The 13291-nt window shown below is 66.7% G+C and carries 14 protein-coding genes; 4 read left to right on the forward strand and 10 right to left on the reverse strand.

The features are described 5' to 3' along the window. The first annotated feature begins 18 nt into the window (after positions 1-18). Positions 19-1965, forward strand: a complete 1947-nt coding sequence (locus tag VHC04_RS08775) for an elongation factor G (protein ID WP_325680134.1) — start codon at positions 19-21, stop codon at positions 1963-1965. On the opposite strand, the gene VHC04_RS23005 is transcribed toward VHC04_RS08775, so the two are convergent. Continuing rightward, on the reverse strand, positions 1880-2398 hold the full coding sequence (locus VHC04_RS23005) for a manganese efflux pump MntP family protein (RefSeq protein WP_349255088.1): 519 nt from the start codon (positions 2396-2398) through the stop codon (positions 1880-1882). The two genes, VHC04_RS08775 and VHC04_RS23005, sit on opposite strands and share 86 nt — an antisense overlap. 167 nt (positions 2399-2565) lie before the next feature. On the opposite strand from VHC04_RS23005, the gene VHC04_RS08780 reads away from it, so the two are divergent. Further along, on the forward strand, positions 2566-3330 hold the full coding sequence (locus tag VHC04_RS08780) for an SDR family NAD(P)-dependent oxidoreductase (RefSeq protein ID WP_325680136.1): 765 nt from the start codon (positions 2566-2568) through the stop codon (positions 3328-3330). A 327-nt stretch (positions 3331-3657) separates the two neighbouring features. Here the strand turns inward: VHC04_RS08780 and VHC04_RS08785 are convergent, their stop codons facing one another. Beyond that, the gene (locus VHC04_RS08785) at positions 3658-3906 is read right to left on the reverse strand and encodes a hypothetical protein (protein WP_325680138.1); all 249 of its coding nucleotides are present in this window, start codon (positions 3904-3906) and stop codon (positions 3658-3660) included. A 10-nt stretch (positions 3907-3916) separates the two neighbouring features. Here VHC04_RS08785 and VHC04_RS08790 point away from each other — a divergent pair, with 10 nt between their 5' ends. Beyond that, a complete protein-coding gene (locus tag VHC04_RS08790; RefSeq protein ID WP_325680140.1) occupies positions 3917-4228 on the forward strand; it encodes a hypothetical protein in 312 nt (103 codons plus the stop codon). Positions 4229-4499: 271 nt separating this feature from the next. Here the strand turns inward: VHC04_RS08790 and VHC04_RS08795 are convergent, their stop codons facing one another. The 4 genes from VHC04_RS08795 to VHC04_RS08810 are packed head-to-tail and all read right to left on the reverse strand — an operon-like array spanning position 4500 to position 9029. Beyond that, on the reverse strand, positions 4500-5798 hold the full coding sequence (locus tag VHC04_RS08795) for a RuBisCO large subunit C-terminal-like domain-containing protein (protein ID WP_325680142.1): 1299 nt from the start codon (positions 5796-5798) through the stop codon (positions 4500-4502). After that, entirely contained in the window at positions 5795-6223 is a 429-nt protein-coding gene (locus tag VHC04_RS08800) for a secondary thiamine-phosphate synthase enzyme YjbQ (RefSeq protein ID WP_325680144.1), read from the reverse strand. The genes VHC04_RS08795 and VHC04_RS08800 overlap by 4 nt, the downstream gene beginning before the upstream one ends. Before the next feature lie 50 nt (positions 6224-6273). Beyond that, positions 6274-7632: an MmgE/PrpD family protein gene (locus tag VHC04_RS08805; protein WP_325680146.1), complete on the reverse strand. Its 1359-nt coding sequence runs from the start codon at positions 7630-7632 to the stop codon at positions 6274-6276. A gap of 11 nt (positions 7633-7643) precedes the next feature. Beyond that, positions 7644-9029, reverse strand: coding sequence for an LLM class flavin-dependent oxidoreductase (locus VHC04_RS08810; RefSeq protein ID WP_325680148.1), 1386 nt, complete (start codon positions 9027-9029; stop codon positions 7644-7646). Positions 9030-9539: 510 nt separating this feature from the next. On the opposite strand from VHC04_RS08810, the gene VHC04_RS08815 reads away from it, so the two are divergent. After that, complete coding sequence (locus VHC04_RS08815) at positions 9540-10076, forward strand: hypothetical protein (protein ID WP_325680150.1); 537 nt, start codon at positions 9540-9542, stop codon at positions 10074-10076. A gap of 85 nt (positions 10077-10161) precedes the next feature. Here VHC04_RS08815 and VHC04_RS08820 read toward each other — a convergent pair whose 3' ends face one another. From VHC04_RS08820 to ssuD, 4 genes are read right to left on the reverse strand one after another with little or no spacing between them, the layout of a single operon-like run. Next, a complete protein-coding gene (locus tag VHC04_RS08820; protein WP_325680152.1) occupies positions 10162-10950 on the reverse strand; it encodes an ABC transporter ATP-binding protein in 789 nt (262 codons plus the stop codon). Positions 10951-10953: 3 nt separating this feature from the next. Next, complete coding sequence (gene ssuC / locus VHC04_RS08825; RefSeq protein WP_325680155.1) at positions 10954-11709, reverse strand: aliphatic sulfonate ABC transporter permease SsuC; 756 nt, start codon at positions 11707-11709, stop codon at positions 10954-10956. Next, positions 11706-12059 carry a hypothetical protein gene (locus VHC04_RS08830; protein WP_325680157.1) on the reverse strand — a complete coding sequence of 118 codons (354 nt, stop codon included), beginning with the start codon at positions 12057-12059 and terminating at the stop codon, positions 11706-11708. The genes ssuC and VHC04_RS08830 overlap by 4 nt, the downstream gene beginning before the upstream one ends. Positions 12060-12114: 55 nt before the next feature. Next, positions 12115-13290 carry an FMNH2-dependent alkanesulfonate monooxygenase gene (gene ssuD / locus VHC04_RS08835; RefSeq protein ID WP_325680159.1) on the reverse strand — a complete coding sequence of 392 codons (1176 nt, stop codon included), beginning with the start codon at positions 13288-13290 and terminating at the stop codon, positions 12115-12117. Between the last annotated feature and the right edge of the window lies 1 nt (position 13291).

A 13291-nucleotide genomic window follows, 5' to 3' on the forward strand; every position in this document is an offset into this window, starting at 1 on the left:
CAAGAAGGAGGTATGGCCATGCCCGAAGCAAGAAACGTCCGCTCTCCCCGCGCCGTGGCGCTCGTCGGCCCGTACAGCAGCGGCAAGTCCTGCCTGTTCGAGGCGATGCTGGAAGCTGCCGGCGCCCCGGTGAAGCGGCCCGCTGACCCGCGCAACCGTCCTGCCACGACCGAGATCCGTGTCGGCCATTGCACCTACCTGGAGGACGCGTGGGCGGTGCTGGACTGCCCCGGCTCCATCGAGTTTGCCTTCGAAACCAATGCCGCCCTGGCGGTGGCCGATATCGCCGTGGTGGTGTGTGAGCCCAATCCGGCCAAGGCCGCCACGATCGCGCCGCTGATGAAGATGCTGCGTGATGAGGGGATTCCGCACCTGCTGTTCATCAACAAGATCGACACGCTGGACGCCGGGCTGGCCGAGACCCTGGCCGCGCTGCAGGCCCAGGCCGGCGCGCCGCTGGTACTGCGGCAGATGCCGATCATGCGGGATAACGCCGTCGCCGGCTATGTCGACCTGATGAGCGAGCGGGCCTATCAGTACCGCAAGGGCCAGGCATCGGAGCTGATCCAGATTCCCGCCGCGATGCTGGCCGAGGAGCAGGACGCCCGCGGCCGCCTGTTGGAAACGCTGGCCGACCACGACGATACGCTGCTGGAAAAGCTGCTGGAGGACGTGAAGCCGACGCCGGAGGAAATCTACCGCGACATGCACAAGGACCTGCTGGACGGGTCGGTGGTGGAGGTGCTGCTGGGCTGCGCCGAAAACGCCGGCGGCGTGCGGCGGCTATGGAAGACGCTGCGGCATGACACGCCCGAGGTTAACGAGACCGCCGATCGCAAATCCATCGATGCCGGCGGTCAGGTCGTGGCGCAGGTGTTCAAGACCGCCTATGCCGGTCACACGGGCAAGCTGTCCTACGCCCGTGTCTGGTACGGAACGATTGCCGATGGTGCCCAGCTGAACGGCAATCGCCTGGGCGGCGTGTATCGTTTCGTCAACGGCGATCTGGCGAAGGTGCCCGAGGCGAAAGCCGGTGAGGTGGTCGCGTTGGGTCGCCTGGAGACGGTGACGACCGGCGCGACGCTGTCAGCCAATGGATCCGCCGAGGCGCTGCCGTTTCCAGAGGCAACACCGCCGGTCTACGCATTGGCGATCACCACGACGGATCGCAAGGACGATGTGAAACTGTCCGGGGCCTTGCAGAAACTGGTAGAGGAGGATCCGTCGCTGTTCGTGACGCAGGAGCAGGAGACGGTTCTGCACGGCCAGGGCGAAATGCATCTGCAGGCTACTATTGCCCATCTGGCGAAGGCCTTTGGATTGAAGGTGAATACGCACAAGCCGCAGGTGGCGTATAAGGAAACGATCCGCAAGCCGGTGCATGAACATGGCCGGTTGAAGCGACAGACGGGAGGGCATGGCCAGTTCGCGGACGTAAAGATCGACGTTGCGCCGCGCCATCGCGGCGAAGGCTTTGCATTTGTCGACAAGATCGTCGGCGGGGCCGTGCCGCGCAATTTCATTCCGGCTGTCGGCGATGCCGCCGAGGAGGCGACGCAGAAAGGTCCGTTCGGCTACCCGGTGGTCGATATCGCGGTCACTCTGGTCGATGGCGGATTCCACGCCGTCGACAGTTCCGACATGGCGTTCAAGACCGCCACCCAGATCGCGATGAAGGAGGCGCTGGCGAAAGCCGACCCGGTGCTGCTGGAACCGGTGGACCGGGTCACCGTCAGCGTGCCGAACGACTATACCGCCAGGGCGCAGCGCCTGTTGACGGGGCGGCGCGGGCAGATCCTGGGCTTTGCCGAACGTGCGGGCTGGGCCGGGTGGGACGACGTGGAGGCGTTGGTGCCGGAAGCCGAGCTGCATGATCTGATCATCGAGCTTCGGTCGCAGACCATGGGTCTGGGGACGTTCCGGAAGCGCTTCGACCACCTGGCGGAGACGAAGCTGGCACCCTGATCAGACGGTACATTCGGATGCCGTACCATGGCGGCCAGTGTGCCGGCCGCCATGGACTGTCCGCTCGTGGACTGCCCCTCGTAGACTGCCCCCGTGGATTGGTCCCTGTGGACTGGCCGGCCGGACCCAACCAACGACCGGCAGATACCCCGACGGTCGCCACCAACCCCGTTGTCAACCCGATGGTCACCGCGGCCGCCAGGATGTTGACGTTCATGAAGGCGAGAGTGACGCCCATCGCCAAGGCATCGAGGCTGGTCGCCACTGCCGTCCCGACCAGCGCCGGCAGGGTGTGGCGGCTGCGTGCGGCTGATCTGTTGCCATCACCGCACCAGGCCCGAAGGCACATGCGCAGGCCCGCTCTCCCAACACCCGGCTTGCCATCCGCGGGCGGAGGCAGCGGGTTAGGAGCGTGCCGGACAGATGTCAACATATCAGTTTCGTTACGAAACGGTCAAGCCTGCACTCTGTAGCCCATGTTATATTCTCGGGTTTTCATCAAATTGCCTGGTCTTGCGTCGGGCGGTTCACCGGATCATGCTGTCCGTCGTCGTCGTCCGGCCATGCCGGCGCCATCCGCGCGCATAAGGAGAAAACGTGGTGAACCTGTTCGACCTGCGCGGCAAAGTCGCCGTCATCACCGGCGGCAATGGCGGCATTGGCCTGGGCATGGCACGGGGCATCGCCTCCTGCGGCGCCAATATCGTCGTGGTCGGCCGCAACGCCGAGAAGGCCGCCAGCGCCCTGGATTCGCTGCGTGAACTGGGGGTGGAAGCGGTCTTCGTCAGCGCCGATGTCACCCGCAAGGCCGACTGTGTCGCGATGATCGCACAGTCGGTGCAAGCCCTGGGCCGGGTGGATATCCTGGTGAACAACGCCGGCACGTCGATCCGCAAAATGCCCGAGGACTATTCCGAGGAGGAATGGCATCATGTGCTGGACACCAATCTGACCAGTGCCTTCCTGGCCTCGCAGGCGGCGTATCCGGCGTTGAAGCAGGCCGGCGGTGGCAAGATCATCAACATCGGTTCGATGATGTCGCTGTTTGGCGCGCCCTATGCGACGCCCTATGCCTCCAGCAAGGGCGGCATCGTGCAGATGAGCCGAGCGCTGGCGACCGCCTGGGCGAAGGACAATATCCAGGTGAATGCGGTGCTGCCAGGCTGGATCGATACCGATCTGACCAAGCGCGCCCGCCAGCAGGTCGACGGCCTGCATGAGAGCGTCGAGAAGCGCACGCCGTTCGGCCGTTGGGGCACGCCGCATGACATGGCCGGCGTGGCCGCGTTCCTGGCCAGCCCGGCATCCGATTTCGTGACCGGAACGGCAATCCCGGTTGATGGCGGCTTCTCGGTCGCGATGTAGTCAGGCGGTCGCGCGGTGGGCGATGCCCTGCACCGCCCATCCTGCGGTGGCAGGCGAATGACAGCGTCAGCCCCCCGCCCCCCTCAACGTGTTGGGCCAGCCAATCTGCCCGCTTCCCCCTGGAGCGTCGCGTAATCCGGCCCCTGGCCGATCGTCCCTCGCCTGGCCATGTCATCCGGGATTCATGCCGCCTCCGGGCCGGCGGGAGCGGCGTGGTACGGAGCGATCGCCACGCGCCACGCATGACCTCGGACGCTGCGCCCTGCCGCCTCGGATGCGCTTTCCGGTCCGGCGGCACCGTACCGGCCTACCGCTCGCTGCCCGGGTTCACACGATCAGGCTCACGCCGCTCTGCGCCGCCGATTGGCCCGACTGCGAAATCGCCGTCTGCAACGCCTGTAGTGTCTGGGACAGCAATTGCGCGGCCGACTGAGACGAATCGCTCAATGATGCCGAACCGGTCGTGCCGGATGACAACGCGGTGTTGTCGCCACCGCTGGTGCCGGTATCGTCCGGCTGGTTGCCATCCGGCGGTGGCGGCGGCCGATGATGATGCGCGCCGGATAGGCCGGACAAGTCCTTGCCAATGTCCGCAAGATCCTGCGCCAGCGCATCGGACGATGAAGTGGCGGACGATGTGGTATCCGAGGAGGCGGTGCCGCCGCTGTCGGACGCCGTCGACGGCGAGGACGACGTCGTGGTGGCCGCCGTGCTGCCGCCGTTCTCAGCGTTGTATTCATTCAGGAATTTCTGCATGTCGCTGACCAGGCGGCTCAGCCCGCTGCCGGATCCGTCGGTCGATGACGCGTCGCTGAATGCGTTGTCGCTGTCGCCGTCGCCGTCGGACGAGGAGGACGAAGGCGGCGGTCCAGGCGGGGGGCCGGGCGGCGTGCCCTGAACGCTGCCGCCCGATGAAGCATCGCTGGCCGACGGGGCATCCTGGCCGGACCTGGCCTGGGAGGATCGCAGCGATTGCAGATATTGTAGCAGGTCACCGCTGCTGCCGATCGCACTGACTGACACGGGCCGAGACTCCTTTTGCTCTACGTGCCGTGCCACCGCAGCAAACGTTGTGCCGCTGTTACAAAATCCGTGAGCGCGCGGAAATGGCTGTCCCCATGTAACCGTCGCCCTCTGATCGGCAGAAAATGCCGGGTCGAATTCGCCTGTCAGGGTGTCCCGAAGGCCTGCAGCGCAGCCGCGAGCTCGGCGTGGCGTGCCGCGTGATCCCGCACCGGCGTGCCGGTCGCGATGGCGTCCCAGGCCTGGCGGATGCTGGCTGCCCCGCCACGCGGTCCCATGGGATGGCCAAAGACGCCACGCCCGGGCACGAACCCGAAATCCACGTGGCCAACCTTCCGGAAGACCGTTTCCAGTGTTGCCGCCGAATCGCTGCCGCCGGGCACCGGCAGGACCGGCTTGATCGGTCCCATCGAATCCAGACAGGCATGCACGCAGTCCAGCACCTCCTGCTCCGGCGTCATCATGCGCGGGCCAAAACCCGGCATGATGACCGCGTCGAACCCGGCCAGCCGCTGCAGGCGCGTCATGACGCGCGAATGGACGCCGTGCATCGGCACACGGCTGAACGCCGCGATGAAGGGGAAATGCGCGATCAGTGGCACGGTGGCATGGCGGCGCAGCATCCGCGCCCCGCTCAGCCCGACCGGCATCGCGTTCGCCAGCACCGCCCCGGCCCCAGCCGCCACGGCTTCATCATGCAGTGCCGGCATCCGGTCGACCTCGTCGGTGACGTTGGCCAGGTACAGCTTCGGCGCCCCGGTTTCCCGTGCTGCTTGGCGGGCCGCCTGCCCCAGCAGCGCGGCGCGCTCCGCCAGCGGACACCACGCCATGTCCGCCAGCATCTCGTCATCCTTGGCGATATCCAGCCCGCCCAACCAGGCCTGGTAGCCCAACGCCGCGAAGGCATCGGGCGGCAGGCCGATATTGGGCTTGATCACGCCGAAGAAGATCGGGCGGCCATGTGCGTTCAGCCGCTCCCGCAACCCGGCCAGGCCGAAGCGCGGCCCCTCGAACGCCGCCAGATAGGCGTCAGGAAAGCGGATGTCCTGCAGCCGGATCAGCGGAATGCCAGGCGCGAAGAACACACCTTCCCCACCCACGGCCGACAACAGATTCGGCAGGCGCGGGCCGAAATTGCCGTGCGGATGGGCGATGGTGGCGCGGCACGCATGGACCGGGCCGGACGCTGCGCAGGTGACGGGAAGGCTGAACCCGGCCGGGCGCGGCGAGACTTCCAGCTCCACTACCCTGGCAGCGAAACGAGGCCGAAAATCCTCATCGATTCCAATGCGGTGCCATTGCGCGGTGGATTGCTCGCTGCAGAGATGCGCCGCCGCCGCGCGCGGGTCGCCGGCACATTCGAAGTCGAAGTCCAGTTCCAGATAGGCATCCGGGTCCAAGTCGCCGCGGCGGGCAAAGAAGCCGGCGATGTCATCGTCCGTCATGCCGGGCCCATCAATTGCAGGTCCAGCGACCGCGCCGGACGCGGCCCGTCCAGCTCCACGAAGAAGATCGACTGCCAACCGCCCAAGGTCAGTGCGCCGTCCGCCACCGGGATCGTTTCCGACGACGCCATGAACAACCCCAGCAGATGCGCATGCGCATTGTCACGGTCGTCCACCGTTTCCAGGTTGTGCAGCCAGTCCCCGTCGCGCGGCGCCAGCCGCTTCAGGAAACCGGTCATGTCGCGTTGCAACCGTTCCTCGGATTCGTTGATGTTGATCCGAGCGGTGGTGTGGGGGGACAGGAGGGTGAGCAGACCGTCGCGGAGGCCGCTGGCGGCGACCCAGTCGCGGACGGGTTGGGTCACATCCAGGAACTGGATCGGCGCCACGGTCCCTAGCGTCAAGCGATGCCGGAGGATTTTCACGTTCATTCCCTTGGCGGTAAGTCGGGCCGCGCCTGCAGGCGTCTTCGGGGTCAAGCCAGCAGCGCTGCCACTGCCTTGCCGTCGGGGACGGTTTCCAGCCCGTTCAGCAGTTCCAGCAGCCGGTCGACGGTCGTGGCCTTGATCGGGCGCACCGCATGCGCCGCGCAATCGCGGAATTTTTCCACCCGCTGCGCCTCGCTCAGCGGGTTTTCCGGCGCCCCCAGCGGAATCCCGAACATGCGGCTGGCGCTGCGTCCGTCACCACGGCGGGCGGTGATGCCCGGTGGTCCGTCCTCCGACACGCCCTGGATGCGCTGTGCCAGTTCCAGCACGCGCGGATCGGAGAACTGCGCGACCTGGTCGATGCCGACGCGGCCATACAGCAGGCCGGCGGCCAGCAGGTACGGCAGAGCAAATTGCGCCTCCACGATCTGCGTCGGCGCCCGCTTGTGCGGAGCGCCGAGGAAATACTCCGCCACGACCGAGGGGGCGGCGGTGACCGTCACGCTGTCCAGCGTGCCGCCGTCATCCAGGCCCAACGCCTGGTGCAGCGCGATGGCGCCGTCGATCGCGGCATGCAGCGGCCGGCCACAAGGATACGGCTTGAAGCTGACATCATCGCCACGCCACACGCGGCCCAGCTCGGCCGTCAACATGTCCAGATCGTTCGGGCCGGGTTGATACAGCGGATAGAAGCCGAAGCGGCCGGTAAAGACGTCGACCGCGCCGGTAAATCCGTCGGCGGCCAGCAGCGCGGCGACGATGCCGGCACTGGCTGCCTGGCCGGCCTGGAAGCGCTTGGTCAGCGCCCCGTCCACGATGCATTGCCGGCTGCCGGCGGCGCTGGACAGGGCGATGCCCAATGCATGATGCATCTGGCCGGCGGACAGCCCCAGCAGCTTGCCCGCGACGGCGGTGGCACCGAACACACCGATCGCCGAGGTGCGGTGCCACCCCCGATCCACTGTCGCGGCCAGCGCGATGCGACACGACACATCCAGGCCAAGCGCGGCGGCCAGGATCAGGTCGCGTCCGGTCACATTCGCGACGATCTCGGCGGTCGCCAGCGCCGCACCGAGCACCGAGGCGCCAGGATGGATTGATCCGCCGCGGTCATAGGTGTCGTCATAATCCAGCGCATGCGCCATTGCGCCGTGGATGAAAGCGGCCTGTGGCGCCGGCAGCCGGCCGTCCACCAGCAGCAGGCCGGATTCACCGGCGCCGCCCCAGCGCCGGAACAGTTTCAGCAGCGCGGCGATGCCGGGCGCGCCGCTGCCACCCAGGGCGCATCCCAGCGTATCCATCAGGTCGCGCTTGGTCGCCTCGACCGTGGCGTCGGGAAGGTCCTGGAAGCGGGTGCTCGCGACATGGGCGGCCAGGGCGGCGGCGGGATCGGGTTGGTCTGTCATGGCAGCGCCCGTCATTCCGCTGCCGTCCGCTGGACGGCGGTGACCGGACGGTAGCCGGCGGCGGGGTGGGAGGCCGGGAGGCGCGGCGCGCCGAACAGCTTCTGCCGCAATGGGCCGTCTTCGTAACCGTGCTTGAACGCGCCGCGTTCCTGCAACGCCGGCACCACCAGCGCGACGAAGTCTTCCAGCGATTCCGGCGAGACCGTGCGGCTGAGGTTGTAGCCGTCGATATCGGTTTCATCCACCAGGCGGATCAGCGCCTCGGCGACCTCGTCTCCTGATCCGACGATGGGGGCGTTGCGGCTGCCGAGGCCCATCTGTTCGATCAGCCGCCGTTTCGTCCACGGCGTGCTGGCCTGGCGCGTAATGGCGTCCACCGCCGAGTTCATCGCATTGGTCTTCTCGTAGCGGAACGGTTCATCCATCTCGTAGCGGGAGAAATCGATGCCGGAAGAACTCGAGAAATGCGCCAGTGCTGCTTCGACGTTGGCGTGACGGTGGTACTCCTCGTATTTCTCCCGTGCCTCCTTCGCCGTGCGGCCGACCACGGTGGTGCGGCTGAGGAAGACCAGCAGATCCCGCGGATCGCGTCCGCGCGCGGCGGTTCGGCGGCGCAGGTCGGTGACGGTCTCGCGGATATTCGCTTCGTCCATGCCGTTGATGAACACGCATTCGGCGTGCGTAGCGGCGAATTCCCGACCGCGGGCTGAGGATCCGGCCTGATACAATACCGGTGTCCGTTGCGGAGACGGTTCGGACAAGTGGATGGCATCCAGCCGGTAATGCGTGCCCTCATGCTGGACGCGATGCACCTTGGCGGGATCGGCGTAGACGCCGCCGGCGCGGTCGCGCCGCACCGCGTCATCCTCCCAGCTGCCTTCCCACAGCTTGTAGACGACCTGCATGTATTCCTCTGCCAGTTCGTAACGCGTGTCATGGTCGTGCTGCACCGGCAGCCCCATGCCGCGCGCCGCGCTGTCCAGGTAGCCGGTGACGATATTCCAGCCGAACCGGCCACCGGTCAGATGATCGAGCGTGGAGGCGCGGCGGGCGAACAGATAGGGTGGCTCGTAAGTCAGGTTGCTGGTGACGCCGAAGCCGACATGGGTGGTGACCGCGGCCATCGCCGGCACCAGCAGCATCGGGTCGTTCACCGGGATCTGCACGCCGCCGGCGATCGCCGTCTCCGGCCCGTTCTTGTAGACGTCGTAGACGCCCACGATGTCGGCCAGGAAGATGCCATCGAACAACCCACGCTCCGCCGTGCGCGCCAGATGCTGCCAATAAGCCAGCGAGGTGTAGTCCATCGCCCGGTCGCGCGGATGGGTCCACATGCCGTGCTGGATGTGGCCGACGCAGTTCATATCGAAGGCATTCAGGCGGATCTGCTTGGGCATTATCGTCATTCTCCTGTCCGGCGCCGTTCTGGTGCGGGCTTCGCGCATCCATCCCTAACCCGGCGCCCCGTCCGTTTCCAGCCAAGGCGGTGACTTATCCGGTTTTTCTCCCGTGTATGCGCGCATCGTGATAGGCTGCACGGGCTTCCCGACAAAGCCAGCCGGCCCGTGCGGTCCCGGCAACCGGCGGAAGGGCGCGGCATGACCGGACTGCGGCGACAACGACCACGAACCGGAGGCGCGTGGATTGGCGCCCCGCGGACCGGTCCCTGGGATCAGGGCCTTGGACATGGGGCCGATCATGATGGCGGCGACACCGGTTGTGGGACAAACCGACGGTCTCGCCGCCGCGCGTCAGGCCAAGGATGGTTTCGTGCGGACCTACCGGGTCGAAGGACGGCTTGATCCCGGCCCGGCGCGGGCGGCGATGTCCGCCCTGCGGCCACTGGCATCCTCGCCGGACGGTCGACACGGGCCCAGGCCCTGCTCGAACTGGGCAGTCTGCAGCGCATGACGAATGATTTTGCATCCGCCGTCCAGACTTTGACTTCGGCCGCGCGGGAAGCCTCCGCCAACGGCCTGCCGGATGAGGCGTTCAATGCCTGGACGGGCGTCACCAGGACACACGCTTATGGATCAGCCGATCACGCGGCCGCCGCGCTTGCCCTTGAGCAGGCGGTGTTGGCCGCAGGTGACTTGCCCAGCGCGAAACAGCGCTACGATCTGCTGTACTATCAGGCGGAGCTGGAGATCGGCCGAGGCGAAACCGATGCCGGCCTGATCGACTCACTGGAGGCGTACCGGATCGCGCCCGGCGAGGATGATCGTTTCTATGCAATGCCGGATATTTCCGATGCGCTTCGTCATTTTGCGGATGGCTGCGATTACCGTCCGTTGATCGACGCGCGCAGCGGAGAGGGCTTCGATGTTGTGCTGCTGAGGGGTGGTATCGTCCGCAACCTGACCGACCAGGGCAACGACCGGGGCGGCCAGCCGTCATTGACCGCCGACGGCCGAGCGGTGCTGTATATCAGCCAGGAACCGTAGGCTGAAGCGCGTGTACCGCATACTTGAAGCCAAGGGTTGCAGGGCAGAATCGGGCTGATCTGGTTCGGTCATGCTCCATGACGTGTCAGGCTTCATGACGTGCCAGCAGCCGATCCAGAATACGCCCTTCGATCGCCGCGGCGGCGGCATCGCCATGCCGGCGCGGGCGTGGGAGCTCGACCATCACGTCCTTCGCGACACGGCCATGGTCGAGCACAAGGATGCGGTCTGCCAGCGTGACTGCTTCGGCGACGTCATGGGTCACGACGATCGCCGTGAAACCTTTGTCGCACCACACCTGAACAATCAGCGCCTGCATGTCGATCCGGGTCAGCGCATCCAGCGCCCCCAGCGGTTCGTCGAAGGCCAGCACCGCCGGATGGCTGACCAGGGCACGCGCCAGCGCGACGCGCTGCTTCTGCCCACCGGACAGCAAAGATGGCCAATCGCCGCCACGGGTGCCCAGGCCGACCTGCTCCAGGGCATCCTGCGCGAGATCTCTGCGCTCGCTGCTGGACCGGGCGTGCGGCAGGCCGACCGCGACATTGGCGGCGACACGCTGCCAAGGCAGCAGCCGCGGTTCCTGGAACATCAGCCGCACGCGGTCGCGCCATTTCCCGGTTTCGCCATCGATCTCGATGCGTCCGGCGCTGGGCTGATCGAGCCCGGCCAGCAGGCGCAGCAACGTGCTCTTGCCGCAGCCGCTGCGTCCGACGATGGCGACGAACTGGCCGGCCGGGATCTCAAGGTCGATGTCATCCAGCACGGTCAGAGCGCCGAAGGACTTGGTCACTCCGTGCAAGCGCAGATGGGCGCCATCGGCGCTGATCCGGACCGCCGTGTCGGGCCGCGTGTCGAGGACGCTGACATTCATCGCTTACACCTCCACGTAGACCGGGTTCCAGGCCAGGCATGTGCGCTCCAGGATGCGCGCCACCGTATCCGCCAGCTTGCCCAGCGCGGCATAGATCAGGATCGATACCACAACGACGTCGGTCATCATGAACTCGCGCGCGTTCATCGCCATGAAGCCGATGCCGGAGGACGCCGAGATCGTTTCCGCCACGATCAGGGTCAGCCACATGATGCCCAGCCCGTAGCGCAGGCCGACGAAGATCGACGGCAGCGCGCCGGGAAACACCACGCGCCAGAAGGTGGCACTGCGGCTCATGCCATAGGCGCGGGCCATCTCCAGCAGATGCGGATCGATGGACCGGACGCCGTGCAGCGTGTTGATGTAGATCGGGAAGAACACGCCCAAGGCGACCAGGAACAGCTTGGCTTCCTCGCCGATGCCGAACCACAGGATGACCAGCGGAATCAGCGCCAGATGTGGAATGTTCCGCACCATCTGGAGAGTGGAATCCGTCAGTTTCTCAGACAGGTCGGACAAGCCATTGGCCATGCCGAAGGCGAAACCAAGACCGCCACCGATCGCGAAACCAGCGAAGGCACGCCAAGTGCTGACCTGGATGTCACGCCACAGCTCACCATTGCTGGCGACACGCCAGAAGGCCTCCGCGACCGCTGTGGGCGCCGGCATCACCTGCGCGCCGAGCCAGCCGGCCACAGCGGCGAATTGCCAGGCGAGCAGGATCAGCACCGGCGTGATCCAGGGCAGGGCGCGTTTCATGCGCACCGGTCCCTGTCGTATTCGTCCCGGTCCCTGTCGTAGAGGTCCAGCAGAAGCGGGTAGCCCATCCCCTGCAGATCCAGCACGGGGACATCCACCCAGATATCGGCGGCCGGTGGCCAGGAGACCGCGGCGAGCAGGCGTTGGAGCCGCGCCAGCAGCCCTTGCGGTTTCGCTTGTGGGTTGGCTGTGGCGACGGACGTGTCTCGGGCAGGCAGGGACACGCCGCGCCGGTCGGCCCAGCTCAGCCGGTTCGCAAGGCGATAGGATGGGCGATCCAGGCCACAGGCATGCGGCATGGCGCCGGCCGTGACGGGAGCCGGCTCTTCGTAGGCAAATCGGAATGACATTGTATCGATCTCCTCTGCCAACTGTATTATATCGGTTACGATACGGATGTCGTCGCTATTCCGCCGCTATCCGGGTCATCGGCCCGGCTAGCGGATCCATCGACGGCGCCGCCCTGAAGTCCCGCCCCGGTTCGGCCTTTCGCCCGCCAATTCCCAGGGCGGGGAACAGCAGTTCCGCGACGCGATAGGCTTCCTCCAGGTGCGGATAGCCCGACGCGATGATCGTCCGGATGCCCAGTGCTTGATACTCGCGCAGCCGGGCGGCCACCGTTGCGGGGCTGCCGACCAGGGCGGTGCCGACGCCGTGGCGGACAAGGCCGACGCCGGCCCACAGGTTCGGGCTGATCTCCAGCCTGTCGCGCCGGCCATTGTGCAGGTTCAGTTGTCGCAACTGGCCGATGGAGTCGGTGTCCGCTCGCATCCGCTGTTGCGCGGCGGCGATGGTTTCGTCCGACAAGTGGCTGATCAGCCGGTTCGCTGCGTCCCATGCCTCGGCATCCGTTTCGCGCACGATCAGATGGACGCGCATGCCGAACGCCAGCGCGCGTCCCCGGGTGGCCGCGGCAGCGCGGACCGTGTCCAGCTTCTGCCTGACGTCCGCGGGCGGTTCCGCCCAGGTCAGGTAGGTGTCACAATGTTCCGCCGCCGTGCGGATGCCGGCTTCCGACGAGCCGCCAAACCACAGTGGCGGGTAGGGTCTCTGGACGCTATCGAAATAACCCAGCCGAGCCTCTCGGGCGATGAGATGCTTGCCGGCGAAATCAATCTCGCCGTCGCGCAGCAGGCCACGCCAGACGGTCAGGAACTCTTCGGTCAGGGCATAGCGCTCGTCATGGTCCAGGAACAGGCCGTCGCCGCCCAGTTCCCTCGGGCTGCCACCGGTGACGATGTTCAGCAGCAGGCGTCCCTCGCTGATCCGGTCCAGCGCCGCCGATTGGCGCGCGGCGAGGCCGGGTGTAAGGAAGCCGGGCCGTAGCGCCAGCAGGAATTTCAGCCGCTGTGTCTGGGGCGCGAGGGCGGAGCCGACCATCCAGCCGTCCAGGCAGTTGGGGCCGGTGGGCAGCAGGGCGCCGCCAAAGCCCAGCCGGTCGGCCGCCTGGGCGATGTCGCGCAGATAGCCAATATCGGCCGGCCGGTGGCCCTTCTCGGTGCCCAGATAGGCGCCGTCGCCGCTGGTGGGCAGGAACCAGAAGACGTCCAAGGGATCGGTGTGGGGATCGGTGTGGGACATG

Source organism: Rhodopila sp. (genome assembly GCF_035548095.1).
Taxonomy (GTDB): Bacteria; Pseudomonadota; Alphaproteobacteria; order Acetobacterales; family Acetobacteraceae; genus Rhodopila.